Annotated in this window: 15 protein-coding genes, 2 tRNA genes and 1 other annotated feature; of the genes, 12 read left to right on the plus strand and 5 right to left on the minus strand. The window is 52.6% G+C overall.

From position 1 onward, the window contains the following. Positions 1 to 75: 75 nt before the first annotated feature. A tRNA-Gly gene (locus EVJ22_RS10635) sits at positions 76 to 149 on the minus strand. Positions 150 to 173: 24 nt separating this feature from the next. Beyond that, positions 174 to 247 (minus strand) — tRNA-Gly (locus EVJ22_RS10640). A 128-nt stretch (positions 248 to 375) separates the two neighbouring features. On the opposite strand from EVJ22_RS10640, the gene EVJ22_RS10645 reads away from it, so the two are divergent. Genes EVJ22_RS10645 through EVJ22_RS10655 form a run of 3 tightly spaced genes read left to right on the plus strand, consistent with a single transcriptional unit; the run spans position 376 to position 1,702 of the window. Beyond that, positions 376 to 735, plus strand: a complete 360-nt coding sequence (locus EVJ22_RS10645) for a hypothetical protein (RefSeq protein WP_131441135.1) — start codon at positions 376 to 378, stop codon at positions 733 to 735. A gap of 2 nt (positions 736 to 737) precedes the next feature. Then, positions 738 to 1,292: a hypothetical protein gene (locus EVJ22_RS10650; protein WP_070328879.1), complete on the plus strand. Its 555-nt coding sequence runs from the start codon at positions 738 to 740 to the stop codon at positions 1,290 to 1,292. Next, positions 1,289 to 1,702, plus strand: coding sequence for a hypothetical protein (locus tag EVJ22_RS10655; protein ID WP_070328880.1), 414 nt, complete (start codon positions 1,289 to 1,291; stop codon positions 1,700 to 1,702). Before EVJ22_RS10650 ends, EVJ22_RS10655 begins: the two co-directional genes overlap by 4 nt. 40 nt (positions 1,703 to 1,742) lie before the next feature. Here EVJ22_RS10655 and EVJ22_RS10660 read toward each other — a convergent pair whose 3' ends face one another. From EVJ22_RS10660 to EVJ22_RS10670, 3 genes are all read right to left on the minus strand, one after another. Next, positions 1,743 to 4,307, minus strand: a complete 2,565-nt coding sequence (locus tag EVJ22_RS10660; RefSeq protein ID WP_131443901.1) for an SH3 domain-containing protein — start codon at positions 4,305 to 4,307, stop codon at positions 1,743 to 1,745. Between the two features lie 193 nt (positions 4,308 to 4,500). Beyond that, complete coding sequence (locus EVJ22_RS10665; protein WP_084813048.1) at positions 4,501 to 5,403, minus strand: alpha/beta fold hydrolase; 903 nt, start codon at positions 5,401 to 5,403, stop codon at positions 4,501 to 4,503. 25 nt (positions 5,404 to 5,428) lie between these two features. Then, a complete protein-coding gene (locus EVJ22_RS10670; protein WP_070328882.1) occupies positions 5,429 to 7,114 on the minus strand; it encodes a formate--tetrahydrofolate ligase in 1,686 nt (561 codons plus the stop codon). A gap of 243 nt (positions 7,115 to 7,357) precedes the next feature. Here EVJ22_RS10670 and EVJ22_RS10675 point away from each other — a divergent pair, with 243 nt between their 5' ends. From EVJ22_RS10675 to EVJ22_RS10715, 9 genes are all read left to right on the plus strand, one after another. Continuing rightward, on the plus strand, positions 7,358 to 8,263 hold the full coding sequence (locus EVJ22_RS10675) for a carbohydrate ABC transporter permease (protein WP_199749331.1): 906 nt from the start codon (positions 7,358 to 7,360) through the stop codon (positions 8,261 to 8,263). After that, complete coding sequence (locus EVJ22_RS10680; RefSeq protein WP_083274118.1) at positions 8,260 to 9,165, plus strand: carbohydrate ABC transporter permease; 906 nt, start codon at positions 8,260 to 8,262, stop codon at positions 9,163 to 9,165. Before EVJ22_RS10675 ends, EVJ22_RS10680 begins: the two co-directional genes overlap by 4 nt. A 105-nt stretch (positions 9,166 to 9,270) precedes the next feature. After that, positions 9,271 to 9,512, plus strand: a binding site (T-box leader). A 65-nt stretch (positions 9,513 to 9,577) separates the two neighbouring features. Next, positions 9,578 to 10,561 (plus strand): aspartate--ammonia ligase, encoded by a 984-nt coding sequence (gene asnA / locus EVJ22_RS10685; protein ID WP_070328884.1) that lies wholly within the window; start codon positions 9,578 to 9,580, stop codon positions 10,559 to 10,561. A gap of 180 nt (positions 10,562 to 10,741) precedes the next feature. Continuing rightward, entirely contained in the window at positions 10,742 to 12,037 is a 1,296-nt protein-coding gene (locus EVJ22_RS10690; protein ID WP_071399129.1) for an ABC transporter substrate-binding protein, read from the plus strand. Positions 12,038 to 12,184: 147 nt separating this feature from the next. Further along, positions 12,185 to 13,375, plus strand: coding sequence for a right-handed parallel beta-helix repeat-containing protein (locus EVJ22_RS10695; RefSeq protein ID WP_131443902.1), 1,191 nt, complete (start codon positions 12,185 to 12,187; stop codon positions 13,373 to 13,375). Then, a complete protein-coding gene (locus EVJ22_RS10700; protein WP_070328887.1) occupies positions 13,362 to 13,928 on the plus strand; it encodes a nitrous oxide reductase accessory protein NosL in 567 nt (188 codons plus the stop codon). The genes EVJ22_RS10695 and EVJ22_RS10700 overlap by 14 nt, the downstream gene beginning before the upstream one ends. Positions 13,929 to 13,931: 3 nt before the next feature. Continuing rightward, entirely contained in the window at positions 13,932 to 14,732 is an 801-nt protein-coding gene (locus EVJ22_RS10705) for an ABC-2 transporter permease (RefSeq protein ID WP_131443903.1), read from the plus strand. Then, on the plus strand, positions 14,719 to 15,438 hold the full coding sequence (locus EVJ22_RS10710) for an ABC transporter ATP-binding protein (protein ID WP_071399132.1): 720 nt from the start codon (positions 14,719 to 14,721) through the stop codon (positions 15,436 to 15,438). Before EVJ22_RS10705 ends, EVJ22_RS10710 begins: the two co-directional genes overlap by 14 nt. 63 nt (positions 15,439 to 15,501) lie before the next feature. Further along, positions 15,502 to 16,962, plus strand: coding sequence for an MDR family MFS transporter (locus tag EVJ22_RS10715; RefSeq protein ID WP_071399133.1), 1,461 nt, complete (start codon positions 15,502 to 15,504; stop codon positions 16,960 to 16,962). Positions 16,963 to 16,992: the final 30 nt, after the last annotated feature.

Consider the following 16,992-nt stretch of genomic DNA (forward strand, 5'->3'; position numbering starts at 1 on the left):
TGACCTCCTGCTCGTTACATGGTGTGCACCATGTGGTTATGTGTGCGAGTTAAGCCTCGCGAATATGTCGGAAATTGGAGCGGGTGAAGAGAATCGAACTCTCGTCATCAGCTTGGAAGGCTGAGGTTTTACCATTAAACTACACCCGCACATTCAAGTATGAAATTTAAAATTGGAGCGGGTGAAGAGAATCGAACTCTCGTCATCAGCTTGGAAGGCTGAGGTTTTACCATTAAACTACACCCGCGAAACGCTTAACGTTACGGTAATATAATAGCACACGATTTAACCTTTGCAAACCCTTTTTCGAAAAAACATTAGTTGTGGCGGATAGGTGGTCTTGCTAAGATAATAGAAGAGGGGAGTGGGACGGGCATGAGCGAACGAAAATCTTATTTGAAGATGATGAGTGAAGGGTTTCGCATGATGAACCAGGCGAAACAAGTCGAACAAACTGTAACGCTCCGTCAATGGACGTTCTCGGTGCGGCATGAGTCGATGTGGCATGTGATTTTACGGACTGACCGGCTAAAATGGGTCAGTTCACCGACCGAGACGTTGGTCATCGAGCCGATGTTCGTTCAAATCGGAGCGTTGCATCTCACGCGCCACGTTGAAACGAACGAGGTACGTTTGAAAATCGAGGAAGAATGGGGAATTGAAAGTAAGATCGTCTGCGACGATCAAGAGTGGGAACGATTCGTCGAAGCGCTCAAACAATTGAAGGGGGAGTAGTCGTGAGTCGAGAACGACTGTATCGGATTGAAGCGGAAGCCCGTGGCAGCGCTTGGCGGGCCCGCGTATTGACCGGCATCCAACGGTTCCGCTTTTTTAAAGGGGAACTGCTCGCACCGACTGAACGACCCTATGTCGTCTTGAGCATCTCCCAAGACGCGGGGGCGTTACCCGATTTGATTGAGACGGATATGGGCGTCTTGCTCATCCATGAACGAATCGGACCCATCTTTATGAATTTATGTCCGTACGACATCCAGCTCGTCCGGGTTGAACTGCATACGAGTACCGGCAAGACCGACCACTATTGCGCGCTCAACGTCTTACGCCGATTTGAGATCGAGCACCTCGAGGATTCCGGTGAATATCGTCCGTTAAGCGAGGATCGTCTCTACTTTCTGTCCCGACAAACGGTTCGGATGGATTTATGCGGACATATGATCGCCCAAGATCGAAACAGCCAACGCCTTTACGTGACGGAGCGGCTCAAATATGCGCTGCAAGCCAAAATGGTCACCGGCCTGACATTCAAGAAAACGAAGGAGCAATTAGCATGAAAGAATACGAAATCGACGGGTGGCTTCGTTTATCCTACCCAGAGCACTATGAATACAATGAAGAAGAGGATCACGTCAGCTTCTATTCGGTGGAGGAAGATGCGCAAGGCACGCTTCAAATGTCTATCTATGAAGCAGAGGAGGCCCAGGCCCCTGAAGATGCGGCGCTGCAAGAACTGAATACCTTTTTAGGGGAGTTCCCGATCGACATTAAAGTCGCACCGAGCGTGACGGATCAATCGGGCGGCATGACGACGGCTTACGCGAGCGGGATTGAAGACGACATGTATTTGGACGTCTGGTCGCTCACGGACGGGAAGCGCCTGTTGTTTTTGACGTACGTCGCCGACAAGAAGACGGATGAAAAGTTAGAGATCGAAGCGATCGTCGATTCCATCGAATGGACATGAAAAGAGACACGAAGCCAAGTTGGCTCGTGTCTCTTGTTCGTTATTGGAACTTTGGTACGTCGAAGTGGAGCGTGTATGAATCGAGGTTTTGATAAATCTGGAAGATACGTGTCGTTTGTTTCGTCGCCCAACCGATATCTGTTGCGTACTGATGGTTGCCAGGGGCGGCCGGGTTGAAGCGCATCTTATAGAGTGTGTTTTGTTTATGTGTCGGATGATTGATATAACTTGCTCCGATCCAGTAAGCGCCCCCGACAATGGCAGCTTCCGGCGTGAACCATTTCTGTTCGAAAGCGAATTTGGCACCGGTCGTTAATGGACTGCTGTCGACTGCTTGGATGCCGTACATATTGTATACTTTCGCAACTTCTTCGCGATCTGGATAAATGCGTGTCCCATTCGAGTTAATCAACGCATTCCCGTCTTTATCGACCGGGACCCCTTGAGCGAGGACTGACTTACCGTGTCCTGTTTCGTGGACAGCATGCGCAAGTAAGTAGATTTCGTTGACGCCATACTGATTGGCTGCATTGATGAACGCTTGTCCTTGCTCCGTGAGTGTGCCGCTGTTCGTCAAAACGCTATTCAACGTCGTCGCGGTCGTTCCGGCACTCTTCGACAAGTCAAGGAATTGATAGAACGCCTGCGAGTCTTGGGACATATTGCTCGGATTGACGTACGGTTCAATGTCCGCCACTGAGGCACGGCGCCATGTGTTATCAAAAATACGAATGTTATGGCCAGACGGTCTACTGTAAGACACGGTGTAGTAATTTCCATCTTGTCCTGTGATCGTCACAGTTTCACCTGGATTGATTTGACCATACGCGTGTGACGTGAGACTAGCCCGGCTTAAAATATTGGCTTCTCCAACGACCGAGCTTGGTGTCACGTAACCAGTCATCGTCCCGTATTTGACACGGTACCAAATGGTTGTGCCGACCGTTTGCCGGCTCACATATTCAAGCGTCGTCCCGTTCGGAATCGTGGCGAGTGTCGCCGCACTAGAAGAAGCAGTCGTTTTAAGAGCGGCCCCAACACCTGAGATGACCCGGATGTTATTATTGACGATCGTCCCGGTACTTCCGTCAACTTTTACCCATGAACGTGGCAAATAAGCTTTGGCATAGCGATGCGCATCGGTCTGACCGAATTGAGCCATTTGTCGTTCTGCCATTGTGCGAACAGAGATTGGATAGCTTGTGTAGGATACGACGCGCTGGATCCCGTTCGCTGGTGGTGGTGTCGTGACGGCCGTCGTATATGCAAGGTGAATATAGCTCCCGGCAAATCCACCGTTCGTTATCAGTCCCCAATCGGTATTCAAGACGGGCTTCACTTTCACGATCGTGCCGCTTGGAAGTTCGCCAACTTTATCACTGCTCGTCGTCGCTTCTTCGCGGACGTTCAACGGTCCGTTGTTCTCGACAGAGATTCTGACCTCGCGTTCGGTCCCGTATTGTTCGGTCGAAGTCGACGGGGCTGTGAGCGAGAAGTTACGTGCTGCGACATACCCGGTCGTGTTCGCGTAACGGACTTTGAACCATGAACCCGTCGCGCCGTGCGCCGACAGTTGATCGACTTTTGCGCCGACTGGAATCGTTTGAAGGACGTTTCCACGCGTCGAAGTCGAAGAGTACATCGTTGCCGTCTGTTTAGCGTAGTAAGGTGTGACGGGTTCCGCGACTTGTGACTCAGATAAGTTTCGCATCGGTACGTAACCTGTTAACGAGCCGGCCGTAATTTTAGCCCATGACCCGGTTGCGCCGTGTGTCGAGATCAATTTAACGCTTGTCGCGATTGGTAGTGTGCCGACTACTTTTCCTGAAGTTGACATCGAACTGAAAAGACTTGATTTTGTTTTGACATACATCGTTGTCGGTTCGACCGTCACGAGCGGCTGCAAGTTCCGTTTCGCGACATAGCCCGTCTTCCCGCTGAATGTCACTTTGGCCCATGACCCGGTCGCGCCATGCTCCGAGAGGAACGTTACTTTCGCCCCTTTCGGGATTGCAATCAGGGTCGGGGACGTTGAAGTCATCGAGCTATGCATCGTCGTGTTTGTTGTCGTACTATGCGTCGGGTTCGCTTGGGGTGCCACGGTTCCGCCTCCTACTTGAGAGAAGTAGCGTTGAGCCACATAGCCAGTTTTCCCGCCGTATGTGACTTTGAACCATGATCCCGTCGCGCCGTGCGTCGATATGTAAGTGACGGTCGCACCTTTTGGGATCGTTGTAACGATTGAAGCGCTCGTTGTCATCGCAGAGCGCATATTGACGGTCGCATTAGCTGTATACGTTTTGGTTGTTGCCGCTTTCGTGACGGTAGACTTCAACGTTAAGTACGAGGAAGAAACGTAGCGTTTCTGACCTTGAAACTCGATTTGCGCCCAGTCGTTGCTTGTCGAATAAACTTGTACAGCAGTCCCTTTCGTCAACTTGCCGACAATTGCTGCCGAAGTCGACGTAGACGACCGGACGTTCAAAATAGAGGTATTCACCGTGCCTTCGTATGTTGCTGCATATGACTCGCTCGGTCCAATCATACTCAATACTGTGCTAGAGATGAGGACGGCCGCGCTCAATCGTGTAATAGTTGGTTTCAATGTGTTACCCCTTTCATTCCATATACTTCAATATATAAGTGTTCTTCGTAGTACGCGGTCTAAGTATAGCGCACTTAAAAAATGGAAAGAAGATGAAAAATTTCAAAAAAGGTAAATGAATTAGAAAGTCGTTGGCTTAAAATGTAAAAATAAAAAAACCTCCATTTAATAGGAGGTTTTTCCATGTATTAGATTAGAGGTTGCGCAAGAGCCAACTGCTTATATCGGTCCACACTTCGTCGCGTTGCCGTTCGCGGAGCACTTCGTGACGCGCATTGTCGTAAGACAACACCGTCAGTTCGACTTCTGCTGCCTGATAGTTTCGAACAATCCCTTTCAACCCTTCCCCGTCGTGTACGACCGGGTCGTCGGTCCCGGCGACGAAGAGGATTGGGAGCGTCTTCGGATGTTCATGGATACGGGCGAGGGATGTGACCTCTAGCGAAGCGCTAGCTACTTCATATAAGTAACCGAGTGTCGGGATACCGCCGCAGTCTGGGTCGCTGCGGTAAGAGGCCACTTCTTCCGGGACGCTAGAAATCCAATCGTTCTCCGTCTTCGCGGGGAAGAATTTTAAGTTGTAGCGCCCGAACAAGAGACGTTCGAACAGGCGAGAGTGGTAATCGCTCCCTTTCGTTCGAATTGCCGACCCGATGGCATAAAGCCCGAGCCGGCCGACGAAACCAGAGCCGGGAGGCGGTGAAATGGCGACGATGCCGGCTAGGTTATGACCCATGATTTGACCGAGACGACGGACGAGCAAAGAACCGAAACTATGTCCGACTACAAACGTCGGCAAATCATTTTGGTAGTGACCGATCAATGCGGTAGCGTCTTCGACCATTTGGTCAAATCCTTCTTTTGGAAGTAAGTGAGCGTATGTGGATTGAGCACGCGCCGATTTCCCAGCTCCGCGGAGATCGCAAACAAAAACGTTAAATCCAGTTGTTGCCATAAAGTCGGCGAATTCGACATACCTGCCGTGATGTTCGAGCATGCCGTGAAACAAGAAACAATTTCCAATCGGGTTCGTTGCCGGGACATGCAATACGTGCGTGCGGTACCCGTCTGCGTACGTGTGCTCAATGACGTCCAAAGTCATCCCTCCGTTGTCGTGTGGATTAAAACAATCCGATGGCCTTACCTGTCTCGTCGATGCCCATGTTGAGAGCGGCTGGATGTTTTGGCAGTCCTGGCATCGTCAAGACGTTACCCGTCAAGGCGACGAGGAAGCCGGCGCCGACCGACGGTTTCAACTCTCGTACGGTTACCGTGAATCCTTGAACGTATCCGAGTTTTGTCGGATCGTCGGATAGTGAGAACGGTGTTTTAGCCATACAGATCGGCAAATCGTCCCATCCGTTCGCTTTAATTTGAGCCATTTGCTTTTTCGCCGTAGCGGTGAACGTGACGCCGGCCGCTCCGTAAACTTCTCGGGCAATCGTCGTAATCTTCTGTTCGATCGAATCGGTCAGCTCGTAAAGTGGTGTGAGCATGGCTTCGTTCGACTCGACTGTCTCGATGACGGCCTCGGCAAGTGCTTGTCCGCCTTGTCCGCCGCTCGCCCAAACTTCGCTGAGGGCGACGCGGATTTGATGCGTTTCGCACCAGTCGAGCACAGTGTCGAGCTCTGCGATCGAATCTGAATTAAAGCGGTTCAAGGCAACGATGGTTGGCAAACCGAGCTTTGTCATCGTGTCGACATGTTTGGCGAGCAACTCCATGCCTTTTGTGACGGCCTCGACGTTTTCGATGTGGAGTTGGTCTTTGGCGACACCACCATGCATCTTCAACGCGCGGACTGTCGCCACGAGGACGACCGCATCAGGACTTAAGTTGCCGATACGCGATTTAATATGACAGAACTTCTCGGCGCCAAGATCAGCTCCGAAGCCGGCCTCGGTGACGACGTATTCGCCGAGCTTCAAGGCAGTCTTTGTCGCGATGAGCGAGTTACAGCCGTGCGCGATGTTCGCGAACGGGCCGCCGTGGACGAGAGCCGGGGTCTGTTCAAGTGTCTGGACCAAGTTTGGCTTGAACGCCTCTTTCAGTAAGAGTGTGGCCGCACCGGCCGCACCAATCTGTTCAGCCGTGACGGGTTCATTATCGAAGTCGTAGGCGACGACGATCCGCTTAATACGCGCCTCTAAATCGGCGAGCGAATCGGCGAGGCAAAGGATCGCCATAATTTCTGAGGCGACGGTGATGTCAAAACCGTCTTCGCGCGGGACACCGTGTGCGGCTCCGCCAAGTCCGACCGTCACGTGGCGAAGGGCACGGTCGTTCAAGTCGAGGACGCGCTTCCAGACGATTTTCCGAACGTCGATTTTTAGGTCGTTGCCTTGATGAAGGTGGTTGTCGAGCATGGCGCTGATCGTGTTGTGGGCTGACGTGATGGCGTGCATGTCACCCGTGAAGTGGAGGTTGATGTCTTCCATCGGCAAGACTTGGCTGAATCCGCCGCCGGCCGCTCCGCCTTTTAGCCCCATCGTCGGGCCGAGTGACGGCTCGCGGAGACAGACGATCGCTTGTTTATCGAGTCGGTTCAACGCTTGACCGAGTCCGACGGTGACCGTCGATTTTCCTTCTCCGGCGGGCGTCGGATTGATGGCTGTGACGAGGACGAGCTTGCCGTCTGCTCGGGTCTTCACTTGTTCGAGCAAATCGAACGACAGTTTTGCTTTGTATTTCCCGTAAAGGTCGAGATCATCTTCTTGTAGGCCGAGCTTTTCAGCGATTTGCTTGATGGGGAGCATGTCCGCTTGTTGGGCGATCGCTAAGTCAGATAACGGTTTGATTGTCGTCATGTATAAATTCCCTCCACTTTCGAACGTTTTACTAATATTATGTTTGATTCATTCGTGATTCGAGCCATAATTTGGATCGTTTCTCTAATATAAACTGGCTCGTTCGTATTGTCATTGACTTTATCATAACGCATCAGTTCTGCAAATTCACTAATTGAGTTCAATATATTCCACCCATTCCGTCAAATGTATCCGTTTTCATTTCATTTCATTGTAGGTAAATTGATAGTGGAGGCGATGAAGATGATTGAAACACCGAAGCGAAGCAAACAGAGACGGAATTGGAAGAAGCCGGCAAGCTTTATCGGATTTGTCGGTCCGGCCTTTTTGGCGTTCGTGGCCATTGTACTCATCCCGTTCTTTAACGGGATCTATTACAGTTTCACGGACTGGAACGGGGTGACCGGTCAGTTGAACTTTGTCGGATGGGATAACTATCATCGACTCTTGTTCGAGGACGCCCAGTTCCGTTCGTCGTTTTGGATCACGACGAAATACACGATCGTGGCCGTCATCATGACGAACATTGTCGGCTTTTCATTGGCGCTGTTGTTGACGATGAATATTAAGACGCGAAATATATTGCGAACGGTCTTCTTTATGCCGAACTTGATCGGCGGACTTATCCTTGGTTTCATCTGGCAATTCATTTACGTGAAAGGATTCGAGTCGATCGGATCATTGACCGGCTGGAGCCTGTTCGAGCTGCCTTGGCTCGGCGACGCCCAGACAGCGTTTTGGGGAATCGTCATCGTCGCGATCTGGCAAGGCGGGGGCTACGTGATGGTCATCTATATCGCGGCGCTGCAGAACGTGCCTACGGATTTGCTCGAGGCGGCCCGGATCGACGGGGCGAACCGGTTGAAAATGTTGCATCATATCACGCTCCCGATGATCATGCCATCGATTACGATCTGTCTGTTCTTGACGATCTCCTGGTCGTTCAAAGTATTCGATACGAACTTGTCGCTCACGAACGGAGGACCGTTCAAATCGACCGAGATGCTCGCCTTGAACATTTATACAGAGTCGTTCGTGAACAACAATTACGGTCTTGGCTCGGCGAAAGCGGTCATCTTCTTCCTCGTCGTCGCGGCGATCACCGTCACCCAAGTGTATTTGACGAAAAAACGGGAGGTGCAGGCATGACGACGGAAAAAATTGAACAGTTCGAACCAAAAATAGATCAGACGCCGAGACGGCAGTTGCCGCAAAAGCCGCTGCGGACGAGCGGATATACGACCGGCCTTGGCCTCATCGAATTGGTCGCTATTTTACTAGGACTGTTGTATCTCGTCCCGTTTTATTACGTCATCGTCAACTCGTTCAAGTCGATTGCTGAGATTTATACGAACACGTCCGCACTCCCGAACGTCTGGCTCGGATCGAACTATACGGAAGCGTGGGAGGCGATGAACTATGGCCGCGTCTTTTTGAACTCGCTTTTGATCACGGCCGGCGCGAACATCGTCATCGTCATCTTCACGTCGATGGCGGCATGGAAGCTCGTCCGTACGAAACATTGGATCTCGACCGTCATCTTCTTCTTGTTCGTCGCGGCGATGGTCATCCCGTTCCAATCGATCATGATTCCGCTCGTAAAAGTATCGAGCGTGCTCGGTCTATTGAACAGTCATTGGGGACTGATGGTCATGTATCTCGGGTTCGGGTCAGGTATTTCGGTGTTCTTATATCATGGCTTCATGAAATCGATCCCGGAAGAGATCGAAGAGGCGGCCATCATCGACGGTTGCTCGACATGGGGGCTGTTCTGGCGGATCGTGTTCCCGCTCTTGAAACCGATCACGGTAACGATCGTCATCTTGAACAGCCTATGGATTTGGAACGATTTTCTGTTACCTTCACTTGTCCTCCGAGACATTGAACTGCGGACGATCCCGCTCGCGACGTTCTATTTCTTCGGACAATATACGAAACAATGGGATTTGGCACTCGCTGGTTTAGTTCTTGGGATCGTTCCGCTCCTCATCTTCTTCTTTGGTATGCAACAGCATATCATCAAAGGGATTACGAGCGGTTCGATCAAATAACCCTTCCCAAGGGATCTCCCTCGTCCGCTACACGGGGGAGAATTTTTTTTAGAAAAGCTGTTGACATTCGTCTGAATATTTATAATAATAAGTTCAATTCAATTGTGAACGACATTGAAAGGACGAGTACACAGAAGACGTAAGCAAAGCGAGCCGGGGAAGGTGAGAGCCCGGACTGAAATCTCTGTCGAAGAACCTCCTGGAGTCGCTACCCGAACGCTTTGCAAGTAGACGTAGCCGGACCGTTCCCCGTTATCGGAACTACGAGATGTTCGTCTCGAAAAAGTGAGTAGATTCGTCTACTAATTTGGGTGGCACCGCGGAGCTTGAAGCCTTCCGTCCCATAGTCCATGGGATTGGAGGGCTTTTTTCTATTGCTCCGTCCCAAATCCCACAATTGGAGGAAGACAAAATGACAACGACAGCAACAAGCATGATGAAGGAAAAACAACAGGCAATCACGGCGGTAAAGGCAATGTTCGAGGACAAGTTCAGCACGGCGCTAGGTCTCACGCAAGTACAGGCACCGCTATTCGTCACATCGGCGAGCGGAGTCAACGATCACTTGAACGGCGTCGAGCGCATCATTCAGTTTGACACGCAATATCCGGGACATGAGCTTGAAATCGTCCAGTCGCTTGCGAAATGGAAGCGCGAAGCGCTCGGCCGGTACGGGTTCAAAGTTGGCGAAGGGTTGTATACACAGATGCGTGCGATCCGCCGCGACGAAGAACTCGACGCGACACACTCGCTTCATGTCGATCAATGGGACTGGGAACGCGTCATCGCCCGGGAACACCGGACGACCGACTATTTGAAAGCGACCGTCGAATCGATTTATGCGGCCTTGCTTGAAACGGAACGGTCGGTCGAGTCGGCATACGCGATCGAAGCGATTCTCCCTGAGTCGATTCACTTCTTGACGAGCCAAGAGCTAGAAGACCTGTATCCGACGCTGACGCCAAAAGAACGGGAACATGCGATTTGTAAAGAGCATGGCGCGGTCTTCCTCTCCCAAATCGGAGGCGCGCTCGCCTCAGGAGAGAAACATGATGGCCGAGCTGCTGACTATGACGACTGGTCGCTCAACGGCGATATTCTCGTCTGGCACCCAGAACTCGAGACGGCGTTCGAACTGTCGTCGATGGGGATCCGTGTCGATGAGACAGCGCTCGCTGAACAGTTGGTGACAGCTGGCGCGGAAGAGAAGCGGAAGTATCCGTTCCATCAAGCCGTGCTCGAAGGACGTCTCCCACTTACGGTCGGAGGCGGAATCGGCCAGTCACGTGTCGCCATGTATCTGCTCCGGGCCCGTCATATCGGTGAAGTCCAATCGTCGGTCTGGCCGAGCGAGATGGTCGCGGCGTGCGAAGAAGCTGGAATTAGCCTGTTGTAATTATATAGAAGCAAATGAGCCAGGACTTTCTTACGAGAAAGTCCTGGTTTTCTGTACAACATTTTCCACCCTACACGTCAATTTTGACACCTACATAATGGAAGCGTTTTCATTTAAAGTAAGGGTGTACTGATTGGATCGATTATTTTAGTCGACTTACACACCGAGGGAGGAAGCAAGATGAAACGCAAATGGAGATTATCGACAGCTGTGATGACGGCTGGCATGGTATTGACGCTCGCTGCCTGCGGGGGCGGATCGCTCACAGAAGGGGAAGGGTCGGCTGACGAGAACGCGGATAGCGGTGACTCAAAAGATGTGACGTTGAACGTCTTCCAATTTAAAGCTGAAATCGCTAAAGATCTCGAGGCGATGGCGAAAGAATATGAAGAAGAGACGGGCGTCAAAGTGACCGTTCAAACGGTCGGCGGCGGAGCCGACTACGGTGCCGCGCTCAAATCGCAATTCGCATCTGGCAATGAACCGGATATCTTTAACAACGGTGGCTTCACGGAAGCACAGACGTGGAAAGATAAGTTGGAAGATTTGTCGGATGAAAAGTGGGTCGGTGATTTGACGGAAGTGGCCAAAGAACCGATGACGATGGACGGGAAACTGTACGGTATGCCGATGAACCTTGAAGGCTACGGTTTCATCTACAATAAGGAGCTGTTTGAGAAAGCGGGCATCAGTGAACTGCCGAAGACGCTGTCTGAATTGACGGATGCGGCTGAAAAGTTGGACAAGGCGGGCATCACCCCGTTTTCGGTCGGCTACGCGGAGTTTTGGATTCTCGGCATCCACTTGCTCAACATCCCGATGGCACAACAAGATGATCCCGATGCGTTCATCCAAGCGCTCAACGACAACAAAGAGAAGTTCGAAGACAATGAGCAGTTCCAACAGTTCTTGAAACTGTTCGACCTGACCATCAAATACGGCAACAAGAACCCGCTCACGACAGACTACAACACGCAAGTCACACAGTTCGCCCAAGGCGAGACAGCGATGCTCCAGCAAGGCAACTGGGCCCAACAGATGATTCTCGACGTGAATCCGGACATCGAGATGGGCTTCGTACCGATTCCGATCAATGATGATAAAGAGAAGATGGACCGCTTGCCGGTCGGCGTCCCGAATAACTGGGTCGTCAACAAAAACTCACAATATAAAGAAGAAGCGAAAGACTTCCTCGAGTGGATGGCGACGTCAGACACAGGAAAAGACTACATGGTCAACAAGTTCAAGTTCATCCCGGCGTTCAAGTCGATCGAAGCGAACGACCTCGGACCACTCGCTGACGATATCCTTGCCTATTCGAACGAAGGCAAGACGATCTCATGGAACTGGTTCAAGTATCCGGACGGCGCGGTCAACGAGTATGGTGCCTTGATGCAAGCGTACGTCGGCGGTCAGAAGACCGGTGACGAGATGCTCCAAGACTTCACAAAAGTATGGATGGATAAAGCTAAATAAAGAAAACACAAGCAGCGAACTGACCCTTTCGCCGCTTGTGTTTTTTTTATGAAGAAACTGTCACAGGAATCCCATAAAAAGCACACACATACCCCCCTAGGTTTTCGTACAATATGTTTTGTAAGCGATTGATCAAGAGGAGGGGTTATGAGACAACTAAAACTTGGATTGCTCATCGGCTTGTTGTTCGCAGCCCCGTCTGTCCACGCGGAGTCCGATTTAGTGACGCTTGACGAACCGATCGTGGTCCGTTCGAATGAGACGTTTGACGGTGCGGGGAAACGCTTCGTCAGCTGCAATGAACCGGCGTTTCGGTTAGAAGGGACCGGGGCGGTGCTCGAGAATGTTTTGGTCGAACAGTGCCGGCAGACGGACGTGGCTGCCATACAAGTCTCAGGGCTTGGCCATCAGCTGATCGATGTGACCGTCGAAGCGTCCGGGACCGGTATCGTAGTGGAAGACAGCTACGGGGTAAGGCTCGTCCGTCCCGTCATCTCGGGGTCTAATCAACACGAGGGCATCTCGCTATTGAACAGCGAAGCGGCTTTGATCAAAGGGGCGGTCATCGACCGAGTCCGTGACGGGATCTACATCGAGAACGGGTCGGGTCACCAGCTGATTCGACCGAGCGTTGCTGATGCTAGATACGGTGTCCATCTCATGTTTCCGACAGACGTGTCGATCAATTTGCCGAACCTCCGGCGCAACGGAGCAGGTGCGATGATCATGGGGACAGAGCGCGTCGTCATCGAGAACGGACAAATCCATGACCAAGTCGGCGCGACGGCGACCGGGATCATGTTGTTTGAAGCAGTCGAGACGACGTTGCGTGCCAACGCGATCTTCGGCAATCGGATCGGGATTTATGCGGAAAAATCGGAGTGGACGACGATTCATGACAACGGTGTAAACGGCAATGATGTAGGACTGCGCTTGAAGTCGGCGAACGGGATGACGATGGCAGGGAATGACTTGACCGGCAATCGGTATCCGGTCGTCTCGTTTGAGTCGGCAGACAATGTGATTCAAGGAAACGATTGGGGCGGACAGACGCTCGATTTGACACGCGACGGGTTCAGTGAGATCCCGTTTCGGGCCGACCCGTACTTGTTTTTATTGGCCGATTCATATGAAGCGTTCGAGTTGCTGTACGGTGCCCCGGGGCTAACCGTGCTTGAACGTGTGCTCCGTAGCCCGGACGAGGTCACACTCACGGACGCAGGGCCAATTGTGTCCGCGTTTCGCATTGAGTGGAACGGGTCGTTCGGAGCGGTCGCTTTAACCGGAATGATGGTTTTACTATGGATATTTGGGAGGAAACGATATGACTACGTATAAGAAAATGGCAGGACTATTCGCCGCATCAAGTTTGACGCTCGCACTTGGGGCGTGTTCGAGCGCTGCGGCGGAACCGTTCGATATCGAATGGGGCGAGACCGAGTGTGAAGTGTGCAAGATGAAAGTGATGGATAAACAATTCGCTGCCGAAGCGATTATGGACAACGGGAAAGGCTATGCGTTCGACGATATCGGTTGTTTGATGCGTGACTGGTACCCTGAGCAAACGGAAGAGGACATCGCGGCGATGTATGTGAAAGACTACAATACGATGGACTGGGTCGATTTAGATGAAGGTACGTTTGTCTATAATAAAGAAGCGAAAACGCCGATGGCTTATAACATCGTCTCGTTCGCAAAAGCAGCGGACGCGGAGACGTATGCCGAAGAGAATGGCGGCATGGTGATGGATTTAGACGACTTGAAAGAACACACGTGGGAACGCGGCGAGATGAACGGTCATAAAAAAATGAACTCGGACGACGATGGCGAAGCGAGCGACATGAGTGACGCGCACGATTCGGATGAGTCATCTGACGGTCACGGGCAGTAAGCGATGTTATGGCGGATCGAATGGTCCCGTACGCTGCGTCAGAAAGAAAGTTACGTCTTCTTGCTTGCTTGGGTACTGACACTCGTCTTGCTGGGTGGTCTCGGCCAAGCGATCCCGGTGGCGACGGCGTATACGAACGTCAGCGCGACACTCGTCACGGTGATCGGGCTCGTGTTACCGCTCCTCGTCATGTTGACGACGGCACTGCAGTGGGGCAATGAGCGTGAATCAAAGCGGATGCGACTCGTCTCGACGTTCACGGTGTCGATGCGCCGCGTGGTCTGGATGCGTTACAGCGCATTCCTGGCGACGCAAGGACTCATCATCACGCTTGCGTTCGCGCTCGCCTCGTTCCTTGTTTCGATGCCGCTCGAGACGTGGTTCGTCCTATGGGTGTATGCGTTCGGGCTCACCGCATACGGTGCCGCGATCGGCACGTTCATCAGCGTCGTCGGACGGACGAGGCTTCGAGCCGTGCTCCTCTCGTTCATCGTCTGGGTCGTCCTCGTTTTACTTTGGCCGACGCTCCTCGTGGCAACGATTGCTTGGCTGCCTTACGGGTCGCAAGCGAGTGCGATGGTCGGGCTTCTGTTTTTGAACGGATTTGAGCTGCTGCGCGTCTGGGTGAGCTCGGTCTTGTCGGCACCTGACCTGTTTGGGGCCGTCTATGAAACGTTTATCGGCTGGCTCGGCGACCCACTCGGTAGTTTGACCGTCGGCATCGCAATCTTGAGTGTCGTGTTTGTGTTGTGGTTCGGGACAGCTTGGTTACTTCGACAGGAGGGACGACATGATTCAGCTTGAACAGGTCGGTAAATGTTATGGCGATGTATGGTCGCTCCATCCGCTTGACGGAGCGATTGCCGACGGTCGGGTCGTCGCCTTATGCGGAAGCAACGGGGCTGGGAAATCGACGCTACTGAACATGTTGAACGGTACGCTCGCACCGAGTGTCGGTCATGTCTCGTTGAACGGGGAGACGCGTGACCGTCGAAAATCGTATAATCAATCGTTTGGTTATATGCCTGATGATTTCGCATTCGATCCGTCGTGGACCGTCGGTGAGACGTTTGCGTATTACGCGTTGCTTCAAGGAGTCAAACCGGATGCGTCTCTATTGAACCGTGTCGGGCTTGACGCCAAGACCCGGCAACAGGTCGGGATGTTGTCGAAAGGGATGCGGCAACGTCTCCTGCTCGCTCAAGCGTTGGTCACGAAACCTGACATTTTACTGCTAGACGAGCCGACGAACGGTCTCGACCCGACGTGGATGCATGTATTGGGCCGACTGTTGCGGGAAGAGGCCGACCGCGGGACGACAATCGTGTTCTCGACACACCAGCTCGATGTGGCGGCGAGGCTTGCTGACGAAGTCTGGATGCTTGATGCCGGCCGGCTGGAAGGACGTGTCCTCGTTCAAGATGAACAGGCCGCTTACGCCGAAATTAAAAACTTCTTTTTCGAACCGGAAGTTGAGGCTTGTCAAACAGACGCCGCTCGCACAAAATAATAGACAGTTGAAGTGGTGGTCGGAGCCTTCCGGCGCCACTATTTTTGTGGGGAGATGGAACAGATGAGAAAGAATGTTACGGTCGCACTACTGCTTGCGACTTTTTTGGCAGCGATTGAAGGGACGGTCGTCTCGGTCGCGACGCCGGTCATTGCGAGCGAGTTGAATGGCGCGGCGCTCGTTAGTTGGGTATTTGCCGCCTTCTTACTATTTACCGCGGTGTCGACACCGATTTACGGGAAAGTCGCCGACTTGTTCGGTCGAAAGCGTGTCCTCTTGTTTGGGATCGGGCTGTTCACACTCGCCTCGCTCTTGTGCGGTCTAGCGACATCGATGGAGCAGTTGATCGTGTTTCGGGCGCTACAAGGTCTTGGTGCCGGTGCGGTCCTGCCGATCTCGATGACGATTATCGGGGACTTGTATAAGTATGAAGAGCGCGGCAAGATCCAAGGGATTTTAAGCGCGGTGTGGGGCGTGTCCGGTGTACTCGGACCGGTCATTGGAGGATTTTTGGTCGAGACGTTGTCTTGGCGCTACGTGTTCTTGTTGAACGTTCCGTTTGCGCTCTTATCGTTCATCATGATCGTCACATTTTATAAAGAGACGGTCGCCGAGACGACCGAACGGATCGATATAAAAGGGGCACTCCTGTTCGCCGGGGGGACGACCGCATTCTTGTACGCCTTGATCACGTTCAGTGAAACGAACATCTTGACGTTACCGGTCGTCGTCAGCGCTGTGCTCAGTCTTATCTTGCTCGTCAGCTTCTTCATGTCGGAGCGCCGGGCCAAGACACCACTCCTGCCGCTCGAGCTGTTGAAGCAGCCGATTATCGCGTCCATCAACGGGGCCGTCTTCTTTGCTGCTTGGGTGCTCGTCTCGATGTCAGCCTACATCCCGATTTGGGCGCAGGCTGTACTTGGTAAATCGGCGACGGAGGCGGGCTTTATGCTCATGCCGCTCTCGGTCGCATGGACGTTCACGTCGATTATCGGCGGACGGACGCTCGGAGCGGCATCACCGCGACGACGAGCTGTCTTCGGGATGGGCCTGCTCTTGATTGGGACGGTCATCTTGACGCTGATGACTCCATCGAGTTCGGACGTCTGGGTGTACCTCGCCGTCGCCATCATCGGCGTCGGATTCGGTTTGTCACAACCGATGTTCATCGTCGTGTTGCAGACGGTCGTGTCATACCGTCAGCGCGGGACAGCGACAGCGGCGAACTCGTTTTTAAGTACGGTCGGACAGACGCTCGGAGTCGCGGTGTTCGGGGCGATGTTCAACTTTATCGTCTTGAGCGGATTCCGGAACGACGAAACGTTGAGCAGTGCCTCGCTCGAATCGTTCTTCAACCAGGCGGCGAGTGCCACGCTTGACGAGGGTGTTCGCCTGCAAGGTGAGCAGTTGATCGCCTCGGGACTGAACAGTGTCTTCGTCGGAGCGGCGCTCGCGGCGTTCATCGCCTTGCTCATCGCGCTTCGGTTACCGGCCCGCCCACCCGAACCTTCACGCGACGCCTAAAAGCGCGGTATGATGGGGGAAAGGAGGCGG

It is taken from the genome of Exiguobacterium sp. SH0S7 (genome assembly GCF_004337195.1).
GTDB classification, from domain to species: domain Bacteria; phylum Bacillota; class Bacilli; order Exiguobacteriales; family Exiguobacteriaceae; genus Exiguobacterium; species Exiguobacterium aurantiacum_A.